This window comes from Pseudomonas sp. HTZ2, from assembly GCF_033173945.1.
In the GTDB taxonomy this organism is placed as follows: domain Bacteria; phylum Pseudomonadota; class Gammaproteobacteria; order Pseudomonadales; family Pseudomonadaceae; genus Aquipseudomonas; species Aquipseudomonas guariconensis.
Window position 1 is genome coordinate 3,286,353 of the sequence record NZ_CP137332.1, and the last position, 21,045, is coordinate 3,307,397.

At 62.4% G+C, this 21,045-nt stretch carries 15 protein-coding genes, 4 tRNA genes and 1 pseudogene; 18 read left to right on the forward strand and 2 right to left on the reverse strand.

Annotated features, from left to right (window positions below):
- Positions 1–224: 224 nt before the first annotated feature.
- The 16 genes and pseudogenes from R6G97_RS15280 (at position 225) to R6G97_RS15355 (ending at position 14,994) form a co-directional block, all read left to right on the forward strand.
- On the forward strand, positions 225–1,229 hold the full coding sequence (locus tag R6G97_RS15280) for an aspartate-semialdehyde dehydrogenase (RefSeq protein ID WP_182815970.1): 1,005 nt from the start codon (positions 225–227) through the stop codon (positions 1,227–1,229).
- A 71-nt stretch (positions 1,230–1,300) separates the two neighbouring features.
- Positions 1,301–3,982, forward strand: coding sequence for a FimV/HubP family polar landmark protein (locus tag R6G97_RS15285; RefSeq protein WP_317847187.1), 2,682 nt, complete (start codon positions 1,301–1,303; stop codon positions 3,980–3,982).
- A gap of 169 nt (positions 3,983–4,151) precedes the next feature.
- On the forward strand, positions 4,152–5,006 hold the full coding sequence (gene truA, locus R6G97_RS15290) for a tRNA pseudouridine(38-40) synthase TruA (RefSeq protein WP_317847188.1): 855 nt from the start codon (positions 4,152–4,154) through the stop codon (positions 5,004–5,006).
- A 60-nt stretch (positions 5,007–5,066) separates the two neighbouring features.
- Positions 5,067–5,687, forward strand: coding sequence for a phosphoribosylanthranilate isomerase (locus tag R6G97_RS15295; RefSeq protein WP_043206825.1), 621 nt, complete (start codon positions 5,067–5,069; stop codon positions 5,685–5,687).
- Between the two features lie 251 nt (positions 5,688–5,938).
- Positions 5,939–6,832, forward strand: coding sequence for an acetyl-CoA carboxylase, carboxyltransferase subunit beta (accD, locus tag R6G97_RS15300; RefSeq protein ID WP_043206823.1), 894 nt, complete (start codon positions 5,939–5,941; stop codon positions 6,830–6,832).
- Positions 6,832–8,135, forward strand: a pseudogene (folC, locus tag R6G97_RS15305) (bifunctional tetrahydrofolate synthase/dihydrofolate synthase). The gene accD and the pseudogene folC overlap by 1 nt, the downstream one beginning before the upstream one ends.
- Positions 8,119–8,805, forward strand: coding sequence for an SPOR domain-containing protein (locus tag R6G97_RS15310; protein ID WP_090343813.1), 687 nt, complete (start codon positions 8,119–8,121; stop codon positions 8,803–8,805). The pseudogene folC and the gene R6G97_RS15310 overlap by 17 nt, the downstream one beginning before the upstream one ends.
- A gap of 154 nt (positions 8,806–8,959) precedes the next feature.
- Positions 8,960–9,514: a CvpA family protein gene (locus tag R6G97_RS15315; protein ID WP_043206819.1), complete on the forward strand. Its 555-nt coding sequence runs from the start codon at positions 8,960–8,962 to the stop codon at positions 9,512–9,514.
- A 42-nt stretch (positions 9,515–9,556) separates the two neighbouring features.
- Positions 9,557–11,062, forward strand: coding sequence for an amidophosphoribosyltransferase (gene purF, locus R6G97_RS15320; RefSeq protein ID WP_043206817.1), 1,506 nt, complete (start codon positions 9,557–9,559; stop codon positions 11,060–11,062).
- Between the two features lie 15 nt (positions 11,063–11,077).
- Positions 11,078–12,289 (forward strand): O-succinylhomoserine sulfhydrylase, encoded by a 1,212-nt coding sequence (locus R6G97_RS15325; RefSeq protein WP_043206813.1) that lies wholly within the window; start codon positions 11,078–11,080, stop codon positions 12,287–12,289.
- Positions 12,286–13,059, forward strand: coding sequence for an SDR family oxidoreductase (locus tag R6G97_RS15330; RefSeq protein ID WP_043206810.1), 774 nt, complete (start codon positions 12,286–12,288; stop codon positions 13,057–13,059). The genes R6G97_RS15325 and R6G97_RS15330 overlap by 4 nt, the downstream gene beginning before the upstream one ends.
- A 229-nt stretch (positions 13,060–13,288) precedes the next feature.
- Positions 13,289–13,364 (forward strand) — tRNA-Val (locus R6G97_RS15335).
- Between the two features lie 78 nt (positions 13,365–13,442).
- Positions 13,443–13,519 (forward strand) — tRNA-Asp (locus R6G97_RS15340).
- A 99-nt stretch (positions 13,520–13,618) separates the two neighbouring features.
- A tRNA-Asp gene (locus R6G97_RS15345) sits at positions 13,619–13,695 on the forward strand.
- Between the two features lie 136 nt (positions 13,696–13,831).
- Positions 13,832–13,908, forward strand: a tRNA-Asp gene (locus R6G97_RS15350).
- 201 nt (positions 13,909–14,109) lie between these two features.
- Complete coding sequence (locus R6G97_RS15355) at positions 14,110–14,994, forward strand: DUF2242 domain-containing protein (protein ID WP_253132661.1); 885 nt, start codon at positions 14,110–14,112, stop codon at positions 14,992–14,994.
- Positions 14,995–15,223: 229 nt separating this feature from the next.
- Here R6G97_RS15355 and R6G97_RS15360 read toward each other — a convergent pair whose 3' ends face one another.
- Positions 15,224–16,264 (reverse strand): AraC family transcriptional regulator, encoded by a 1,041-nt coding sequence (locus tag R6G97_RS15360; protein ID WP_197853103.1) that lies wholly within the window; start codon positions 16,262–16,264, stop codon positions 15,224–15,226.
- 4 nt (positions 16,265–16,268) lie between these two features.
- Positions 16,269–17,387 (reverse strand): carbon-nitrogen hydrolase family protein, encoded by a 1,119-nt coding sequence (locus R6G97_RS15365; RefSeq protein WP_090344033.1) that lies wholly within the window; start codon positions 17,385–17,387, stop codon positions 16,269–16,271.
- A 183-nt stretch (positions 17,388–17,570) separates the two neighbouring features.
- Between R6G97_RS15365 and R6G97_RS15370 the strand changes: the two genes are divergently transcribed.
- Both R6G97_RS15370 and R6G97_RS15375 read left to right on the forward strand, forming a co-directional pair.
- A complete protein-coding gene (locus tag R6G97_RS15370) occupies positions 17,571–19,607 on the forward strand; it encodes an NADPH-dependent 2,4-dienoyl-CoA reductase (RefSeq protein WP_317847189.1) in 2,037 nt (678 codons plus the stop codon).
- 164 nt (positions 19,608–19,771) lie between these two features.
- On the forward strand, positions 19,772–20,995 hold the full coding sequence (locus tag R6G97_RS15375; RefSeq protein WP_102081947.1) for a hypothetical protein: 1,224 nt from the start codon (positions 19,772–19,774) through the stop codon (positions 20,993–20,995).
- Positions 20,996–21,045 lie beyond the last annotated feature (50 nt).

The window sequence follows — 21,045 nt, forward strand, 5'->3', positions numbered from 1 at the left end:
TCTGTTTTTGGGGCGGGTGTTGGTGTTGCGAGGTGGAAGGTATATCCACTTGATAGGGTGACGCTAGTTCACCATTGCGCCGTAAAGGCGCAAAGCGCCAGTGGCGCCCCCACAAAAAATGGATATGCTCAAAACTCCAAGCGCCCAAGCCCAAGCAAAACTACTCCCCATCGCCCAATCCAAGTAAAGTGCCGCACCCTAAGTTCCACCAGAAGGACCCAACCATGCCCCAGCCCATAGACATCGCCATCATCGGCGCCACCGGCAGCGTCGGCGAAACCCTCGTCCAGATCCTCGAGGAACTCGAATTCCCCGTCGCTACCCTGCACTTGCTGGCCAGTATGGAATCCGCTGGCAGCAACATGATGTTCGCGGGCAAGAAACTGCGCGTCCGGGAAGTCGACAGTTTCGACTTCTCTCAGGTCAAGTTGGCGTTCTTTGCCGCAAGCCCCGCAGTCACCCGTAGTTTTGCTCCCAAGGCCCAGCAGGCCGGTTGCTCTGTGATCGACCTGTCCGGAGGACTGGAGCAGGCATTGGCTTTGGTCCCGGAAGCCAACGGGGACAAGGTTGCCCAGCTCAAGCATCCCGCGCTGATTGCCAGCCCCAGTGCAGCGGCCGTCGCGCTGGCGGTGGCGCTGGCCCCGCTCAAAGGCTTGCTCGACATCGAGCGGGTACAGGTGATGGCTAGCCTGGCCGTGTCGGCCCAAGGCCGGGAGGCGGTGAGCGAACTGGCCCGACAGACAGCCGAACTGCTCAATGCCAGGCCGCTGGAGCCGCGCTTCTTCGATCGTCAGGTCGCTTTCAATGTGTTGGCGCGGGTCGGTGCCGCCGACGAGCACGGTCATACCAGCCTGGAGCGGCGCTTGGTCGATGAGTTGCGTGTGCTGCTCGACCTGCCGGCGCTGAAAATCTCCGTGAGCTGCGTTCAAGTCCCGGTGTTTTATGGCGATAGCTTCAGTGTGGCGGTGCAGAGCCGTCGCCCGGTCGACCTGGTCGCGGTCAATGAGGCGCTCGAGGCTGCACAAGGTATCGAGCTGGTCGAGCCGGATGATTATCCGACGGCTGTCGGCGACGCAGTGGGGCAAGACGTGGTCTATGTTGGTCGTGTACGCCATGGCATCGACGAGCAGGAACAACTCAACCTTTGGCTGACGACCGATAACGTGCGCAAAGGGGCCGCCCTTAACGCCGTGCAAGTGGCCGGATTGTTGATAAAAGACATGGTGTAAAAGATACTGGCGCGTACTTTTGTCCTACACCACACGCAGGTCTAGGGACGATTCTTAGAAGGGAAGAGGTCATGCTTCGAATTCGCAAACTGGTTCTGGCCATGGCAGCAGCCTCGGCGCTGTCGTCGGGCATGGCCAATGCCCTCGGGTTGGGTGAGCTGACCCTCAAGTCGGCGCAGAACCAGCCGCTGGACGCCGAGATCGAACTGCTCGACGTGCGTGACCTCACCACTGCCGAAGTGGCGCCGAGCCTGGCACCGCCGGAAGAATTCGCCAAGGCTGGGGTGCCTTACCCTTCCTACCTCGAAGACCTGACCTTCACGCCGGTGATCAACCCAAACGGTAAGAGTGTGTTGCGGGTGACTTCCAGCCAGCCGCTGCCGGCACCGGTGGTGAAATTCCTGGTCCAGGTGATGTGGCCTCAAGGTCGCCTGCTGCGTGACTACAACATGCTGCTCGATCAGCCCAAGGCTCAGGGCGAGGCGGCTTCCGCCGCTGGTATCGCGCCGGCGGTCAGTGGCGCGGGTCGCTACACCACCAAGCGGCGCGATACGCTTTGGCAGATTGCCGCGCGTAACACCCAGGGCGGCTCGGTCCAGCAGACCATGTTGGCTATCCAGGCCTTGAATCCGGATGCTTTCATCGGCAACAACATCAACCAGCTCAAGGTCGGGCAGGTGCTGCGCCTGCCTGACCAGCAGCAAATCCAGAACATCCCACAGGGCGAGGCCATTCGCGAAGTTGCCGAGCAGTACGCTGCCTGGCGTGAAGGTCGACGCCTGGGCCCGCGGGCCCGTCAGCTGGACGCGACCCGCCGAGGCGCTGCCGAGGCCGCACCGGCGCGCATCGCCCAAGGTGACAATCTGCGCCTGGTCAGCCCGGATGCCAAGGGCGCTGCGGGCGATGCCAAGGCGCTCAGCGACAAGCTGGCCGTGGCTCAGGAGAGCCTCGACACCAGCCGACGTGACAACGAAGAACTCAAAAGCCGCATGGCAGACCTGCAGAGCCAGTTGGACAAGCTGCAGCGTCTGATCCAGCTCAAGAACGATCAACTGGCCCGCCTCGAAGCCCAGGGTGCTGCAGCGCAGCCCCCTGCTGCAGCGGCCTTGCCAGGCGAGCCAGCTCCTGCGCAGCCTGCGGTCAGTGCCCAGCTGACGCCGGCCGAGCCCGTGGTCGAGCCGGCGCCGGCAGCGGTGGACACGGCGCCTGTGGTCAAAGAAACCCCTTATCAAGGCGTGCTCGACGAGCTGCTTGGCAACCCGCTGTTGCTAGGGTTGCTGGCCGGTTCGACTTTCCTGGTGTTGCTGTTGTTGCTGCTGCTTCTGGCGCGCAAGCGCAAGGCTCAACAGGAAGCCGAGAAACACCTGCGCATGGCGCGGGCTCTGGCTGAGGAAAATGAGCGCGGCCCTGACCTGAACATGCCGCCGGGCAGCTTCGATGACCTGGAGGTGTCGGCACCTAGCGTGACGCTGTCTCCCGCCGTGGTCGCAGCCTCCGCAGCGGCTGCCGTTGCCGCGGAGAAACCGGCTGCACCGGCACCGGAGCCCGCCCCTGCAATTTCGCCTGCGCCAGTGACCGATCCATTGGCCGGCCTGCTGGTCGAGGTCGACCAGAGCTTGGCGCAAGGCCGTCTGAACCACGCCGCTGACTTGCTCGAGCCGGCGCTGGCCGCTCACCCCGAGCGTGGCGACCTGCGTCTTAAGCTGATGGAGGTCTATGCCCGCCAGGGCGATCAGAACGCGTTCGCCAACGAGGAGCGCCAACTGGCGCCGACCGAGCAGAACAAGGCCGAAGTCGAGTCGCTCAAAGAGCGTTTCCCGGCGATGGTTGCAGTGGCCGCTGCAGGCCTTGGTGCCGCAGCCCTGGCTGCCGAAATGGACGCGCAGTACGTTCAGGACCTGCTGCAGGAAAGCACGGATGATGTCGCTGAAAGCAAACCTGCGCCAGAGCCCGAGCCAGAAGCCGTTACCCAGATGGAGGCGGAGCCACAGCCGGAGCCTGAGCAGGACGCGATCATCGAGGCGCCAGCTATCGATGAAAGCGATCTGGACAGCGCCTTCGATCTCAGCTTGGATGATGACCTTCCTGAGGATGCGGCGCTTGAGCTGCCGCAAGAGTCCGTGGTCGCCGAAGAACCCGTTCTGGACAGTGCCGAACCTGTCGCACCCCAGACCGATGCCGACGAAGATTTCGAAGCCTTGCTCGAGCAGGCCCAGGTCCAGACCGAACCACAAAGCCTGGACGATCTGGCCGACTTCGATCTGGACATTGGCGAGGCGCAGTCGCCGGAGCCTGCTCCAGTGGAGACCGAAGAGGCACCGGTGGATGTGGCGGCTGAGTTGGCGGCCTTCGACGAGATTCCAGAGTTCGATCCAATCTCCGAACTGGAACTGCCGGAAGACTTCGACCTGTCCCTGTCGCTGGACGATGAGTCGCCTGCGGCCAAGAGCTTTGCCTCGGAGCTCGACGACGTCAACGCCGAGCTGGACAAGCTTTCCCAGAGCCTTGAGTCGCCTTCGCTCGAGCCGCATTTCACCGCCGAAGATGCCGCCCAGGAGCTTGATCCGCTGGATGACCTGGACTTCGATTTCTTCTCCGGCGCTGACGAAGTGGCGACCAAGCTGGATCTTGCTCGCGCTTACATCGACATGGGCGACCACCAAGGCGCGCGGGACATCCTCGACGAAGTGGTCAAGGATGGTGATGACAACCAGCGCCAGGAAGCCGAGGAGATGCTTTCGCGCCTGGTGTAATACCTTCCCGAGGCCTGGCCCATTCCCACGCGCGCAGCACAGGTGGGGCGGGCCCGCCTGTCAAGATAGCGCCGCTGTAATACGGCCGGTCCCCCGATAACGGCAGCCCTTGTGGCTGCCGTTGCCGTTATAATGCCGGCCTTTCGTTCCATCCACAGGTTTCAGGTTCTTGGACATCAACGACATCGAGGCAGCCGAATCGGCAGCCGAAGGCTACTCCCGCATCGCCTTGGGCGTGGAATACAAAGGCTCGCGCTACCGTGGCTGGCAGCGTCAGGCCAGTGGCGTGCCAAGCGTCCAGCAAGCCTTGGAGCAAGCGCTGTCGACGGTGGCCAACGAGCCAATCTCAGTGATCTGTGCCGGGCGCACCGACGCCGGAGTGCATGGCTGTGGCCAGATCGTTCATTTCGATACCCGCGCGGTGCGCGATGAGCGCGCCTGGACCATGGGCACCAACTTCAATCTGCCCAATGACATCAGTGTCACCTGGGCACGGCCGATGCCTGCGAATTTCCATGCCCGGTTCAAGGCCGTGGCACGGCGCTATCGTTATGTCATCTACAACGACCCGATCCGCCCCGCGCACCTGGCCGAGGAGGTCACCTGGAACCATCGGCCGCTGGATGTCGAGCGCATGGCCGAGGCGGCGCAGTTCCTGCTGGGGACCCATGACTTCAGCGCGTTCCGGGCCAGCCAGTGCCAGGCCAAGTCGCCGATCAAGCACATCTATCACCTGCGCGTCACTCGCCACGGCAAGATGATCGTGCTGGACGTTCGCGCCACGGCGTTCCTCCATCACATGGTGCGAAACATCGCCGGTGTGCTGATGGCCATCGGTGCGGGCGAGCGCTCCGTGACCTGGGCGCGCGAGGTGCTCGAAGGACGCAATCGTCGCGAGGGCGGGGTAACGGCCCACCCCTACGGCCTGTATCTGGTCCAGGTGGAATACCCCGAGGTCTTCGCCTTGCCGCAACGTTACATCGGTCCACACTTTCTCACCGGGTACGAAGCATTGGCAGACTGACGGGCGAAACGTCATTTGCTACCATCCGGCCTTTAACCGCCCACTCAAGGTCCGCCGTCCATGAGCAACGTTCGCAGCAAGATCTGCGGGATTACCCGCATCGAGGACGCCCTGGCGGCCGCCGAAGCCGGTGCCGATGCTATCGGCTTGGTCTTTTATGCCAAGAGCCCGCGTGCGGTGGATGTGCGCCAGGCGCGTGCGATCATCGCCGAGCTGCCACCATTCGTGACTACGGTGGGCTTGTTCGTCAATGCATCGCGGTGCGAGCTCAACGAGATTCTCGAGGTGGTGCCGCTGGACCTGCTACAGTTCCACGGCGACGAAACCCCGGCCGATTGCGAGGGTTACCATCGGCCCTGGATCAAAGCGCTGCGGGTGCGCCCTGGCGATGACCTGCATGCTGCCTGCCAACACTATGCAGGGGCTCGAGGTATTCTCCTGGACACCTACGTGCCGGGCGTGCCGGGCGGCACTGGCGAGGCCTTCGACTGGTCGCTGGTACCTGCTTCGCTGAGCAAGCCGATCATCTTGGCCGGTGGCCTGTCCGCGGATAACGTCGGTCAGGCCATCGCCCAGGTGCGCCCCTACGCCGTGGATGTCAGCGGCGGGGTTGAGCAGGCCAAGGGCATCAAGGACGCGGCGAAGATCGAAGCCTTCATGCGTGCGGTGAAACAGGCGTGACGATGGATGTGACGGCTGCCCGCGCGGCATCGTCCATAGCTTTCGCAGCCCGGTGCTGCCAAGCCTGTTCCTTGGACAGGTGGTGCGGATCGCCGGCATGACAGATTGACGATGGCCCGACCGCCAGGTCGGCTCCGCTTCAATGCGGGCCCCGGACCGGGTCATCATCGTTTCATTGAAGAACATGAGCTCAAGGGCAGGGCATGGCCGGCCAGACCGGCCCCCGCCCACCGATACTGGAGAAAGAAAGCATGAGCAACTGGTTAGTCGACAAACTGATCCCTTCGATCATGCGTTCCGAGGTGAAGAAGAGCTCGGTGCCTGAGGGCCTGTGGCACAAGTGCCCGGCATGCGAGTCCGTGCTGTATCGTCCGGAGCTGGAAAAGACCCTGGATGTCTGCCCCAAGTGCAACCACCACATGCGCATCGGCGCCCGTGCTCGTATCGACATCTTCCTCGACCCCGAGGGGCGTGCCGAGCTGGGGGCTGACCTCGAGCCTGTGGATCGCCTTAAATTCCGTGACGGCAAGAAGTACAAGGATCGCCTGACTGCAGCCCAGAAGCAGACTGGCGAGAAGGACGCGCTGATTTCCATGAGCGGCACCCTGATGGGCATGCCGATCGTGGTCAGCGCCTTCGAGTTCTCCTTCATGGGGGGCTCCATGGGCGCCATCGTGGGCGAGCGCTTCGTACGTGCCGCCAACTACGCCTTGGAAAACCGCTGCCCGATGGTCTGCTTCTCCGCTTCGGGCGGCGCGCGCATGCAAGAGGCCCTGATTTCGCTGATGCAGATGGCCAAGACTTCGGCTGTGCTGGCCCGCCTGCGGGAAGAAGGCATTCCGTTCATCTCGGTACTGACCGACCCGGTCTACGGCGGTGTTTCCGCAAGCCTGGCGATGCTCGGCGACGTCATCGTCGGTGAGCCGAAGGCGCTGATCGGCTTCGCCGGTCCTCGCGTGATCGAGCAGACCGTCCGCGAGAAGCTGCCGGAAGGCTTCCAGCGCAGCGAATTCCTGCTCGAGCACGGTGCCATCGATCTGATCATCTCCCGTGGCGAGCTGCGTCCGCGTCTTGCCCGCCTGCTGGCCCAGATGACCGGCCAGGCGACTCCGGCGCAAGCCCTTGAGGCGGCTGCCGTCGCGTGATGAGCACTCGCACTCTGGGTGACTGGCTCGCCTACCTCGAACAGTTGCACCCATCGGCCATCGACATGGGGCTGGAGCGTTCGCAGCAGGTGGCGGCGCGGCTCGGGTTAGGCAAGCTGGCGCCCCGGGTGGTGACGGTTACCGGTACCAACGGCAAAGGCTCGACCTGCGCATTCGTGGCATCACTGCTCCGGGCGCAGGGGCTTAAAGTCGGCGTGTACAGCTCGCCTCACTTGTTGCGTTACAACGAGCGGGTGCGCATCGACGGAGCCGACGCCAGCGATGAACGCCTGTGCGAGGCGTTCGCTGCCGTGGAGGCAGCCCGTGGCGAGATCTCCCTGACCTACTTCGAGATGGGTACGCTGGCGGCGTTCTGGCTGTTCCAGCAGTCCGCGCTGGATGCCGTGGTGCTCGAGGTCGGCCTGGGTGGCCGTCTGGATGCGGTCAACCTGATCGACGCGGACCTGGCGTTGGTCACCAGCATCGGCGTGGATCACGCCGATTACCTGGGCAATACCCGCGAATCCGTTGCCTTCGAAAAGGCGGGTATCTTCCGTCAGGGCAAGCCGGCCCTGTGTGGCGATCTGAACCCGCCACAGCCTTTGCTGGACAAGGCGCGTGAACTTGCTTGCCCGTTCCTGCTGCGGGGTCGCGATTTCGATCTTGCAACCACTGACCAGCACTGGCAGTGGCGTGGCAGTCGGCTCGACGGCAGCAGCGTGGAACTGCATGACCTGCCTTTGCTTGACCTGCCGATGGAGAATGCCGCCCTGGCGCTGCAGGCCTACTTGCTGATGGGCTTGCCTTTCGAGGCTGGGCAGATACGCCAGGCGCTGCTCGATACCCAGGTTACCGGTCGTCTGGACCGCCGCACGGTGCAGTGGCAAGGCCGGCGTCTGGAGCTGTTGCTGGATGTGGGGCACAACCCCCATGCTGCCGAATACCTGGCTGCCCGTTTGGCCGCGCGCCCGATCAAGGGGCGTCGCCTGGCGGTGTTCGGCCTGCTCGCCGACAAGGATCTGGAGGGCGTGATCGCGCCGCTCAAGGGCGTTGTCGATGAATGGGCGGTGGCACCGCTGCAAACGCCACGCAGTCGTCCGGCCGCGGAGCTGGTAGCAGCCTTGACGAACGTCGGTGCAGCGGTGAAGTCTTATGCCAGCATCGATGCGGCCCTTGAGGGGCAATGCGCGCAGGCGACGGCGGACGATCAGATCCTGCTGTTCGGTTCGTTTTTCTGTGTTGGCCAAGCCCTGGAATGGCTAGAGCGGCAAGCTCCGGAGGAGTAGATGGCAGTGCTGGATAAAGGGATCAAGCAGCGCATGGTGGGTGCGTTGGTGCTGGTGGCGCTGGCGGTGATTTTCCTGCCGATGCTGTTCACCCGCGAAGACGAGATGCGTCAAGTGCGTGTCGAGGCGCCTGAGGCGCCTGCCATGCCGAGCTTGCCGCAGGTGCAGGTCGAGCCTGTGCAGGTACCGGAGCCCCAGCCATTGCCCGACGTGTCGGAGCCGGTGCCGGAGCAGCCACCTGTGGTGGTCAACGAATCCAGTGCGCCGATGACCACGCCGAGCCAGCCGATCACGCCATCACCGACCCAGGCCGCCCAGGCACCAGCTCCCAAGCCTGCACCAACGCCCACGCCGAAGGCCGAGACGCGTCCGGCCGCCACGCCTGCACCTGCAGCGACAGCCAGCACTACCAAGCCAGCCGCGCCCTCCAAGGTCGATGTTAATGGTCTGCCGGTGAGCTGGTCGATCCAGTTGGCCAGTCTTTCCAATCGCGCTGGCGCCGACAATCTGCAAAAAACCCTGCGCAGCCAGGGCTACAACGCCTATATCCGTGCTGCCGACGGCATGAATCGTGTCTATGTCGGGCCACTGATCGAGCGGGCCGAGGCTGAGCGCCTGCGGGATGTGATCAATCGCCAGCACAACCTCAAGGGCTTTGTGGTGCGCTTCCAGCCAGAGCGCAACTGATCCAGAATGCCTGCGCAGCCTGTCCCGGCTGCGCAGGCTTGCACCCGGACCTGCGTCGCCAGAGGCAAAGTCGCCCTAATGGGCTGACATTCCGCTTACCCCAAACCCGCCGCTCTGGTAAAATGCGCCGCCTCAAACGTCGGCAGGCAACACCGTGGCATTTACCTGGGTCGATTGGGCGATCATCGCGATCATCGCCATTTCCTCACTGATCAGTCTCAAGCGCGGCTTCGTCAAGGAAGCCTTGTCCCTGCTCATCTGGATCATTGCCGGTGCGGTCGCCTGGATGTTCGGCGGCTCCCTTTCGCAGTATCTTGAAAGCTATATCCAGACGCCATCGGCACGCATCATTGCCGGCTGCGCCATTCTTTTCGTCGCCACCTTGCTGGTGGGGGCCATGATCAACTTCCTTATCGGCGAGCTTATTCGCGTGACCGGGCTGTCCGGCACCGATCGTTTCCTCGGCATGGCCTTCGGAGCTGCGCGCGGGGCCTTGCTGGTGGTGGTGGCCATTGGGCTGTTGAGCCTGGGGCCGGTACAACAGGATCCGTGGTGGCAGGAATCGCGCCTGATACCACAGTTTCTATTGGTCGCTGACTGGTCCAAGAACCTGATTCTGGGATTCACCGGTCAATGGATGTCCAGTGGGATCAGCGCACCGGCTGATCTTCCGTTCAAGGAACAGTTGCTCGGGCCTACCAGGCCTTGAGCGCTTTTCAATCAAGTTTCATCAAAGTAGGGGTTGCGTCGCATGTGTGGCATCGTCGGTATCGTCGGTAAGTCGAACGTCAATCAGGCGCTGTATGACGCGCTAACCGTGCTCCAGCACCGCGGCCAGGACGCTGCCGGTATCGTGACCAGCCACGACGGCCGGTTGTTCCTGCGCAAGGATAACGGCCTGGTACGTGATGTCTTCCAGCAGCGCCACATGCAGCGCCTGGTCGGTCACATGGGCATTGGCCATGTCCGCTACCCGACCGCGGGCAGCTCCACCTCGGCCGAGGCTCAGCCGTTCTATGTCAACTCGCCCTATGGCATCACCCTGGCGCACAACGGCAACCTGACCAACGTCGAGCAACTGGCCAAGGAGATCTACGAATCGGATCTGCGCCACGTCAACACCAACTCCGACTCGGAAGTGCTGCTCAACGTGTTCGCCCATGAGCTGGCCGTGCGCGGCAAGCTGCAGCCGACCGAGGAAGACGTGTTCGCCGCGGTCTCCCACGTGCACAGCCGCTGTGTCGGTGGCTACGCTGTGGTGGCGATGGTTACCGGCTATGGCATCGTTGGCTTCCGTGACCCCAACGGTATCCGTCCGGTCGTGTTCGGTCAGCGTCATACCGACGAGGGCGTCGAGTACATGATTGCCTCCGAAAGCGTTGCCCTGGATGTGCTCGGTTTCACCCTGATCCGTGACCTGGCGCCGGGCGAAGCGGTGTACATCACCGAGGAAGGCCAGCTGTTCACCAAGCAGTGCGCCAACAACCCTAAACTTCAGCCGTGCATCTTCGAACATGTCTACCTGGCCCGCCCGGACTCGATCATGGACGGCGTCTCGGTGTACAAGGCGCGCCTGCGCATGGGTGAGAAGCTGGCCGAGAAGATCCAGCGTGAGCGCCCCGATCACGACATCGACGTGGTCATCCCGATCCCGGACACCAGCCGTACCGCTGCCCTGGAGCTGGCCAACCACCTGGGTGTGAAGTTCCGCGAAGGCTTCGTCAAGAACCGTTATATCGGCCGGACCTTCATCATGCCCGGCCAGGCCGCACGCAAGAAATCGGTGCGCCAGAAGCTCAATGCCATCGAGCTGGAATTCCGCGGCAAGAACGTGATGCTGGTGGACGACTCCATCGTGCGCGGCACCACCTGCAAGCAGATCATCCAGATGGCCCGCGAAGCCGGTGCCAAGAATGTCTACTTCTGCTCCGCGGCCCCCGCGGTGCGCTATCCCAACGTCTACGGCATCGACATGCCGAGCGCTCACGAACTGATCGCCCACAACCGTACCACCGAACAGGTGGCCGAGTTGATCGGCGCCGACTGGCTGGTCTACCAGGACCTGCCTGACCTGATCGAATCGGTCGGTGGCGGCAAGATCAAGATCGAGCACTTCGATTGCGCGGTGTTCAATGGTGAATACGTCACTGGCGACATCGACGAAGCCTACCTTGAGCGTATCGAGCAGCAGCGCAACGATTTGGCCAAGGCGAAGAATCAGGCTGTCAGCGCGATCATCGACCTCTACAACAACTGATTTGGGAGCGACGGCATGACCGATCAATGGGATGCCGGTCGACTGGACAGTGACCTCGAGGGTGTCGGTTTCGACACCCTGGCGGTGCGCGCCGGTCAGAACCGTACACCGGAAGCCGAGCACAGCGAAGCGCTGTTCCTGACCTCCAGTTATGTCTTCCGCACGGCCGCCGATGCGGCTGCGCGCTTTGCTGGCGAAACACCCGGCAACGTCTATTCGCGTTACACCAACCCGTCAGTACGCGCTTTCGAGGAACGTCTGGCGGCCATGGAAGGCGCCGAGCAGGCCGTGGGGACCTCCACTGGCATGGCCGCGATCCTGGCCGTGGTGATGTCCCTGTGCAGCGCCGGTGATCATGTGCTGGTGTCGCAGAGCGTGTTCGGCTCGACCATCAGCCTGTTCGAGAAGTACTTCAAGCGTTTCGGCGTGCAGGTGGACTACGTGCCGTTGGTCGACCTCAGCGGGTGGGAAAAGGCCATCAAGGCCAACACCAAGCTGCTGATCGTCGAGTCACCGTCCAACCCGCTGGCCGAACTGGTCGATATCGCCGCACTGGCCGAAATCGCCCACGCCCGCGGCGCGATGCTGGTCGTGGATAACTGCTTCAGTACCCCGGCATTGCAGCAGCCGCTCAAGCTCGGTGCCGATATCGTCTTCCACTCCGCGACCAAGTTCATCGACGGCCAGGGCCGTTGCATGGGTGGCGTGGTGGCTGGGCGCAGCGAGCAGATGAAAGAAGTGGTGGGCTTCCTGAGGACCGCCGGCCCGACGCTCAGCCCGTTCAACGCCTGGATCTTCACCAAAGGTCTGGAAACGCTGAAGCTGCGTATGCGCGCCCACTGCGAAAGTGCCCAAGCGTTGGCAGAGTGGCTGGAGAAGCAGGAGGGTGTGGAGAAGGTTCATTACGCCGGACTACCTAGCCATCCGCAACACGAACTGGCTAAGCGCCAGATGAGTGGTTTCGGCGCGGTGGTCAGTTTCGAGGTCAAGGGAGGCAAAGAGGGCGCGTGGCGCTTCATCGATGCGACCCGCGTGATTTCCATCACCACCAACCTGGGTGACAGCAAAACCACCATCGCTCACCCTGCTACCACCTCCCATGGGCGTCTGACGCCGCAGGAGCGTGAAGCCGCAGGCATCCGCGACAGCCTGATCCGCGTCGCTGTCGGCCTGGAAGACGTGGCTGACCTGCAAGCCGATCTGGCCCGCGGTCTGGCGGCGCTGTGATCGACTGGAAGGGCGGTGAGCCGGGCCACAATGGTCGGGTCGCCTTGGTCACCGGTGCCGCTCGCGGCATCGGACTGGGCATCGCCGCTTGGCTGATCTGCGAAGGTTGGCAGGTGGTGCTCAGCGACCTGGACCGCGTGCGGGGTTCCAAAGTGGCCAAGGCCCTGGGCGACAATGCCTGGTTCGTGTCGATGGATGTCGCCGACGAGGCCCAGGTCAGCGCTGGCGTCTCTGAGGTGCTGGCGCAGTTCGGCCGTCTGGATGCCTTGGTCTGCAATGCGGCTATCGCCAATCCACACAACCAGACCCTGGAGAGCCTGTCGTTGTCCCAGTGGAACAGGGTGCTGGCGGTCAACCTCAACGGGCCGATGCTGCTGGCCAAGCATTGTGCGCCCTACCTGCGCGCCCATGGCGGGGCCATTGTCAACCTGACATCGACCCGGGCCCGGCAGTCAGAGCCGGACACCGAGGCCTATGCGGCGAGCAAGGGTGGCCTGTTGGCGTTGACCCATGCACTGGCCATGAGCCTTGGGCCGGAGATTCGCGTCAATGCGGTCAGCCCTGGCTGGATCGACGCCCGGGACCCTTCCCAGCGCCGTGCCGAACCGCTGACCGAGGCTGATCATGCCCAGCATCCTGCGGGCAGGGTAGGGACGGTGGAGGATGTCGCGGCGTTGGTGGCCTGGCTGTTGTCACGCCAGGCAGGGTTCGTCACCGGCCAGGAGTTCGTGGTCGATGGCGGGATGAGCCGCAAAATGATCTACACCTGAGCTGCAGGCTTTTAGCCACAAGCTGCAAGAGGGGACCGTGAGGTCCCTTCGTCATTGTGGGCCAGGACTACTTGCTACAGCGGCAGGCGTTTCCTTGTCGCTTGCCACTCGCAGCTTGAAGCTTTTTCGGCCTTTTTGAAAAAAAATCCAATGGGGCTATTGACTTAGCTTCGGTACCTGCGTAAATTTCGCGGCCTCAGCGAAGCAAACGCACCAAGCAACACTGCGAGGGTGATTAGCTCAGCCGGGAGAGCATCTGCCTTACAAGCAGAGGGTCGGCGGTTCGATCCCGTCATCACCCACCACTTCCTGAGATGTTCCTGACCCAGGAGACTTCGTAAGAAGCTTCCTAATTGAGAGGAACCGGACGCAAGTCCATATGCGCAGCGGTAGTTCAGTCGGTTAGAATACCGGCCTGTCACGCCGGGGGTCGCGGGTTCGAGTCCCGTCCGCTGCGCCACTTTTTCTTCAGATGGGTGTCATCACCGGTCTGAGGTCTGAAGGCCAAGAGCACTTCAGGCCGATCCCAGTTTCAATCAGGTGAAAGCCTGAACGATACGCAGCGGTAGTTCAGTCGGTTAGAATACCGGCCTGTCACGCCGGGGGTCGCGGGTTCGAGTCCCGTCCGCTGCGCCATCTTCGCTTCGAGGTCCCATGAACACCTTGAAGCAACAATCAAAGCGATCAGCGTGTCGCTTTTTTTGTGCCTGCCTTTCGAGCCGTGATCGAAAGGGGGATCCCAGTTTCAATCAGGCGCAAGCCTGAGCGATACGCAGCGGTAGTTCAGTCGGTTAGAATACCGGCCTGTCACGCCGGGGGTCGCGGGTTCGAGTCCCGTCCGCTGCGCCATATTCGCTTCGAGGCTCCATGAACACCTCGAAGCAACACGAAAGCGACCTTAGGGTCGCTTTTTTGCTTTCTGGGCTCGCCTCACTCAAGTGGGCCTGCTTGTCGATTATATGAATTTTGCCCAGCCAAGCGTGCAACGCGGTTTCAGTGATGAGCCATGTGTTGCACAATAGGCGCAGTTTGTCCTACCCGGAATCCATGATGTCCAGAACCTCCGTCTTCGGTGCGCTCGGGCTAGCCCTTGTGCTGGCGGGCGTATCCGGTTGCTCCTCGAAGAAGCCCGCCATCTACGAGCACGAAAACTTCGACGACTCGGGCACGTTTTCGCGCAGCTTCCCGGTCAGCGAAGCTGGCTCGTGCGAGGCAGCCCGGCGCGCGCTGCTCAGTCAGGGTTACATCATCACCAGCAGCGGTGCCAACCAGATCGCGGGTAACAAGAGTTTCCAGCAGAACGCCGAGAATCACCTGCAGATCAGCTTCAACATCACCTGTGTCCCGGACAGCGGTGATGAGCAGCGCTCCACCATGTTCGCCAACGCCCTGCAGGATCGTTATGCGCTGAAGAAATCCAACACCTCTGCGAGCCTTGGCGTGGGCGTGCTGGGTTCGGTATCCATGCCTATCGGTTCGACTGACGATTCCATGGTCAAGGTGGCCAGCGAGACAGTCACTGCGCCGCAGTTCTACGAGCGCTATTTCGCCTTGGTCGAAAGTTACCTGCCAAAGCCTAAGAAAGTGAAAAAGGCCGAGCCCAAGGTCGAGACGCCCAAGTCCGAAAAGCCGGCTGCTGATCTGGGGCTGCCAGAGCAGACCTCTGCACAGCCTGTGGCCGCGCCGCTCGCGGTCAGCGCACCGGCTTCGACAGCTGAGCCCGTACCGCCCCCAGCCCCCGTGGCAGGCCCAGTTGCAGCCCCAGTTGCAGCCCCAGCACCCGCAGCCCTCGCGGCGCCTGCCAGCGAAGTACCGGCGGCCCCCATGGTCGATGATAGCCAGGGCTCGCAGCCTGTCACCCCGCCTGCCGAACCTGCGCCGATCCAGGTGCAGCAGGAGGCTCCTGTAACCGAGGCGGCGCCTGCGCCTTTGTAAAGGCGATCACCTAACTTCCCGAATGTCGGCTACGTTTACCTTTCATAAACCTGTCATGAAACCTTCATCCGTCCCGCTTAGCGTGACGGCATGACCGAACAGATGAATGAGAAGAGGAAGCAAGCCAATGGATGACTATCAGGAAGAGCTGCTCGAATACCAGGCCTATGAGCTGGACCCTATGGAGCCGGCGGACGACGCCACCGAGCTCTAGCATTTCACACAGGCCTTAGCCCACCCGCCGCTGATTGCGGCGAAACTCCCCCGGCGTCAGGCTGGTCCAGCGCTTGAATGCGCGCTGGAAGGCCTCCGCCGAGGCAAACCCCAAAAGATAAGCGATTTCACCGAAGGCCAGCTCCGTATCGCGGATGTAGGTTTCAGCGAGGTCGCGGCGTGTGTCATTGAGCAGGCTGCGAAAGCGCGTGCCTTCCTCGGCCAGCTTGCGACGCAAAGTCCAAGTGGGTAGTTGCAGGTGACGCGCCACGGCTTCAAGGTCCGGTTCCTGTCCACCATTGAGCAACGGGCCGAGCAGATGAGTGATGCGTTCACCCAGGCTGCGCACGCGGGTGCGTTGGGCCAATTCCGCTTCGCACAGCTGCAACAGGTGCTGCCAGGTGCTAGGGCAATGCTGGAGGTTGGGCAAATCCAGGGTGGCGCGGTCCAGGCGCAATTGGTTGCTGGATGCGCCAAACTGCACCGGGGTTGCGCTCAACGCCTGGTATTGGGCCGCATAGCTGGGCGCCTGGAATTCGATCTCCATGCGCTCGGCCTGCACCGAGTGGCCTGCCAAGTGCGAGAGTTGGGCCAGCCAGCCAGCCAGCAACGAGTCGACCACGAAACGGTTGTAGGCATTGTAGGGGCTGATGGAGTAGAAGCGCAGCCAAGCGCCGTGGGCGTCCTCCTGAAAGCTCGACTGGCCCCGGTAATTGGCGGCATACAGCGGCTCGAAGTGCAGCAGGGCACGCGCGGCCTCGCCCAGGGTCGGGGCCTGGGCTGCCGTGACGCCAGCCAGCCCTGCCTGGGCCAGACGACTCAAGCGGCCCATGTGCAGGCCTAGGGCTGGTTCGCCGCACAGCTCGATGGCGGCATGACCCAAATGCATGTAGCGGGGAATCGACAGGCGTGCGCCCGCTTCGGCCAGGCGAGGGTGGTCCAGTCCATAGCGGCGTAGGAGAGGAGCCGGGTCGTGGCCCAGTTGCTGGAGTGCTTCGCCCAGCGGTTGGACGAAGCCCACCGAGAGGTCGCCCAGGCGTACGCGAGGCCGGGTCATGGGGTTACAACCAAAGGTTCAGCAGGCGGGCACCCTGGCTGGAAGTGCCGGCCAAATGCGTGCCTGCCTGGTTGGCAAAGCCCTGTCCGTCACTGCCTTGTTCCCAAAACTGGCCACGCAGGAATACGCTCAGGCTTGGGGTGATGCTGTTGGCGGTCAGGGTCAGTTGTTGCCAGGCCGTCTGTTCGCTGACTTCGCCACGTTGCAGTGGCAATTCGGCCGTCGCGTCCTGGTGGCGGTTGCCGCGCCAGGGTGTATTCCAGGTGTCCTTGCCGCTGAGGAAAACAGGATTGGCGATCAGATCCACCGACTGCTGCGCCAATTGCCGGTAGTTTTCCGGGTACCAGCTGTCGCTGCCCACCAGCACGCCGAGGCGGCCAGCCGGGGTCTGAATGACCTGCAAGGGAAACTTGCGTCCGTGATGGACGTAGCGGCGTACTTCGCTGTCCGGATACTGTTGGCGTTGGGGTTGGCCCAGTACCGAACCGTCACCGCCGAACACCAGGCTGCTGTTGAACAGAGGGCCGCTGCCGGGGCGCAGCACGCCGTTATCCAGGTAGGGCGCGGGCAGGACGATGGAGCCTGCCACCAGCGTCACGCCGAACTCCTTGGCCAGGCCACCGAACAGTTGCTGATAGTCGCTGGCCATCTGTTCGGCCTTCATTCGCAGATGGGCGTCGGAGCGGCGATCGTCACCGGTGGCGGTGAGCATGGCCAAGCCGTAGCGCAGTGGGTTGCTCACCTCCAGCCACTGCCAGGCTTCGTGGCGCTGGGTGACCTGGTACAGCTCGTTCTTTTCGCCCCGGGCCCAGAGCCAAGTGCCGATGTGTTCCGGCAACACCACCACTGTACGCGGGCTGACCAGACCTTGGGCGCGAGCCTGTTCCAGATAAGCTGACAGCTTGCGGTGCAGACGTTGCAGGTTCTGGTAATCGCCCGGGTAGAGCACCGGTTCGATTCCCAGCAAGTTGCCGTGTTCGCCCGGTACGCCGTGATTGAGCGCCAGTTCGATTCGCAAATCGGAAAGGTAATGGCCTTCCGGTCGCTGCATCGTCCAGAAGCCGTAGCCGCAGAGGGCGGCGATCATCACCAGCGCTAGAGCGCCTGCCAGGAGTTTTCGCATGAAGCGCCAAGGCACCTTCACTGTATAGGGTGTCCTAGGGTAGACCTGCTGTGCAGGAGGATCAATAAGTTGTCAGTTTCGATCATTGAGCCTGTTCAAACGGCTGTTTAATGTCGCTGTCTATAAACGACGGGGCCTGCGAGGCACCCGCGCTCCGTGATCCTGCCACCTGGGAGTTCATCCATGGCCGCCACCCTTTATCCGCACCTGCTGGCCCCGCTCGACTTAGGTTTTACCACCTTGCGCAATCGGACCTTGATGGGCTCGATGCACACAGGCCTCGAGGAGCGCCCAGGTGGTTTCGAACGCATGGCCGCCTATTTCGCCGAGCGGGCTCGGGGTGGTGTCGGCCTGATGGTCACCGGTGGCATCGCGCCGAATGACGAAGGCGGGGTGTATTCCGGCGCGGCCAAGCTCAGTACCGAGGAGGAGGCCGACCAGCACCGGATCGTCACCGAGGCTGTGCATGCCGCCGGTGGCAAGATCTGTCTGCAGATACTGCACGCCGGGCGTTACGCCTATAGCCCACGCCAAGTCGCGCCCAGCGCCATCCAGGCGCCGATCAACCCGTTCAAACCCAAGGAGCTGGACGAGCAGGGCATCGAGAAGCAGATCGCCGACTTCGTCAACTGCGCCACGCTGGCCCAGCGCGCGGGCTACGACGGCGTCGAAATCATGGGGTCGGAAGGCTACTTCATCAACCAGTTCCTCGCCGCCCATACCAACCAGCGTACCGACCGTTGGGGCGGCAGCTACGAGAACCGCATGCGCCTGGCCGTTGAAATCGTGCGCCGGGTGCGTGAGGCAGTCGGGACCGATTTCATCATCATCTTCCGCCTGTCGATGCTCGACCTGGTGGAAGGAGGCAGCACGTGGGACGAGATCGTGCTGCTGGCCAAGGCCATCGAGCAGGCCGGGGCTACCTTGATCAACACCGGAATCGGCTGGCACGAGGCGCGCATTCCAACCATCGCCACCAAGGTGCCGCGCGCGGCTTTCACCAAAGTGACCGCCAAGCTGCGGGGCGCTGTGAGCATTCCGCTGATCACCACCAACCGTATCAACACGCCGGAAGTGGCCGAAGCCGTGCTGGCGGAAGGCGATGCCGACATGGTGTCCATGGCCCGACCATTCCTGGCTGACCCGGAGTTCGTCAACAAGGCCGCCGCAGGCCACAGCGAAGAGATCAACACCTGCATCGGTTGCAACCAGGCCTGCCTGGACCACACCTTCGCCGGCAAGCTCACCAGTTGCCTGGTCAATCCTCGTGCCTGCCACGAGACCGAGCTCAACTACCTCCCAGTCACCCAGATCAAGCGCATCGCCGTGGTCGGTGCGGGCCCCGCGGGCCTGGCCGCGGCTACTGTGGCCGCCGAACGTGGTCACCAGGTGACGCTGTTCGACAGTGCCAGTGAGATCGGCGGGCAGTTCAATGTCGCCAAACGTGTCCCAGGCAAGGAAGAGTTCCATGAAACCCTGCGTTACTTCCGCAACAAGGTGGCGCGCACCGGTGTCGACCTGCGTCTGAATACTCGGGTCGGGGTCGATCAGCTGGTGGCGGGCGGTTTTGACGAGATCATTCTCGCCACCGGCATCAGCCCTCGCACACCGGCCATTCCAGGCATCGAGCATGCGAAGGTGTTGAGCTACCTGGACGTGCTGCTCGAGCGTAAGCCGGTCGGTAAGCGCGTGGCGGTGATCGGAGCGGGCGGCATCGGTTTCGACGTATCCGAGTACCTGGTACATCAGGGGGTGGCTACCAGCCAGGATCGCGATGCGTTCTGGAAAGAGTGGGGCATCGATACCCATCTCGAGGCCCGTGGTGGTGTGGCAGGCATCAAGGCCGAGCCGCATGCGCCAGCGCGGCAGGTGTACCTGTTGCAGCGTAAGAAAACCAAGGTCGGCGATGGCCTGGGCAAGACCACAGGCTGGATTCACCGCACAGGCCTGAAGAACAAGCGGGTACAGATGCTCAACAGCGTGGAATACCTGGCCATCGACAATGATGGCCTGCATGTGCGTATCGGCGAGGGCGAGCCGCAAGTGCTGGCAGTGGACAATGTCGTCATCTGCGCGGGTCAGGAGCCGCTGCGTGAGCTGTACGACGGGCTGGTCGCGGCGGGGCAGTCGGTGCACTTGATCGGTGGGGCGGACGTTGCGGCGGAGCTCGATGCCAAGCGGGCAATCAACCAGGGGTCGAGGTTGGCTGCTCAATTGTGATCGTCTCGAGGGCGCGGGGGCTTTGCATCCCCCGCAGTTTGTTCCGCTTCCCGTGATCTCGGTCTTGGGAAGTTTCTTCAAAGACGCTCGGAAACGTCGCCTGTAGGGATGATCGGGATTACGCGTACGCTCCTGAAAGCTATCCAAGCTTATGAGAGCGTTGCATGTTTTCCACCAAAATCATTAGTGCATTTACAGCCTCGCGTCTATTCAGCACGAGCGTGTTGTTGTGGTTGTTAACTGCGCCGCTTGATGGTCAGACAGCAGAGGTCACTGTCAGTGCTCGTTACAAGGGGAATGTGACCGGAGCGTTTGAGAACACCACACCCCAGGCCAGCTTCTGCAGTATCTGGGTCGGTGTGTGCAAGGACTTCCAGGCGTTCACGGTGAGCTTGCCGCTAACCTACGACAAGGTGTCGACCCATCAAGCTGCGAATCCACGGGAACAGTTCTATATAAAGTTACCGGCACGTCGTACTGTTCAGGTGGTCCATGAAAAGGGCATCGACACCCATCAGCTGGTTTTCGAGATCACTCACAGCAGTCAGAAAATACAAGGCGACACAAATTTTTCCAATACGGCAAATCCTGTGTTCACGGCTTATCCTCAGGGCGGCTGCAGTTATCTGAGAACCTATCTGACTGCGCATCGGGCTTATTATCTTTGGGCAACGCGGTTACCCGAAAGTCCCTCGCCCTGTTATTCCAGCGGTCAGGGGGGGCAGCCAAAAGAGGTGTATTTCACCCCGGTGAGTGACATGGGGATCGGCTATAGACTGACCATGCCTTCAGCTTTGCGCATGAAGCAGGGCCTCTATCGAGGCAGTGCAAGCTTCACGGTGGGGCCGGGAGGTGATTTTGATCTGGGCGATGGCGTCAGCAATCTCAACTCGCCGACTCTCACAATCAACTTTGAACTGGACGTGCAGCACGCCTTCGTCCTGAACTTCCCCGCAGCGAGTGATCGTGCCGTGCTGGAACCTCCAGGGGGCTGGTCGCGGTGGCTCGGGGGTGGCACGCCGCCTTCTCGCCTGGAGCGCAGCCTGCGCTTGAACCTGTGGTCCACTGGCCCGTTCAAGGTCTATAAGACGTGTCAGTACGATCAAGGGACGAGCTGTGGCATTCGCAACGGTGCGGGGCATCAGGTGCCGGTAGACGTGGCCTTGACGCTGCCCTCAAGCGTGCAGCATGCCAATGCGCCTGTGCAGCGACTGACTATTCCGACCGGCCGCGCTAGCGCCCTGGCGTTTGAAATGGCCATGCCCGTGGCTGGCCAGTCGGGGCAGTTGCACTTCGATGTCGTCTCCCAGCATGTCAAATCCATGCTCGACTATCCCGGCAGTGTGTATCAGGGCGATGTGACGGTATTGTTCGATGCCACGCTCTGAGCGGGTGCCCACCGGGTGCAAAGGCGCAGGACGGGGTGCACAGGAGCCTC